The following is a 629-nucleotide window of genomic DNA, read 5'->3' on the forward strand; positions in this document are numbered from 1 at the left end:
TGCGTTGTTACCGCCGTTAAATCGGCTTTCGCCTGTTTCAACGCCTTTGCCGTTTCCGCATCGGTCGCACCGTCGGCAATTGCCTTTTCCAAACGTGCCTTTTCTTTCGTCAGACTGTCGATTTGGGTTTGCAATGCGCTTGCGCTTTCCGCTTTGGTTTTGAACTCGGCGACCACACGTTTTGCGTAATCAAACGTCTTTTCGGTTCCGTTCTTTGCGATACCGGACGCCGCCAAAATATCGGCATCCAATCCGCCGTAAATTTCGCCCGTCTTTTTGGCGATAACGCTATTTTCGTCGTTGGCGGACAATGTTGTAATCGCCGCAATTTGTTCGTCGGTTAATCCGGCTAATGCCGCATTTGCAACTAAAATTTCTCTCGTTAACATAATTCTTTCCCTTTGAATTAATTAAGTGCGATTGCTACTACTCTTCCGTTGTTTGCGTTAATAATATAAATTGTGTATTTTGGCGAATCCAAGGTTGTATTAACCGACCAACTAACAACACGTGCATGGCAGATTTTCTTTTCAACCTCTTTTGTTACCAAAATGACGTCGGCAATTGTTCCGCCCTCAATACATTCAATCAACTTTTTCTTTGTGTCGCCATCCAATGCGGCGGCGGTT

Annotated in this window: 2 protein-coding genes; both read right to left on the reverse strand. The window is 45.3% G+C overall.

Features of this window, described 5'->3' with window-relative positions; all coding sequences use genetic code 11:
* The coding region (locus ACFFUV_RS23585; protein ID WP_390198412.1) for a hypothetical protein at positions 1–389 on the reverse strand (389 nt) is incomplete at its 3' end.
* Between the two features lie 17 nt (positions 390–406).
* On the reverse strand, positions 407–629 hold a 223-nt coding region (locus ACFFUV_RS23590; RefSeq protein ID WP_390198415.1), incomplete at its 5' end, for a hypothetical protein.

The sequence above is a fragment of the Vibrio olivae genome, assembly GCF_042428525.1.
Classification (GTDB): Bacteria; Pseudomonadota; Gammaproteobacteria; order Enterobacterales; family Vibrionaceae; genus Vibrio; species Vibrio olivae.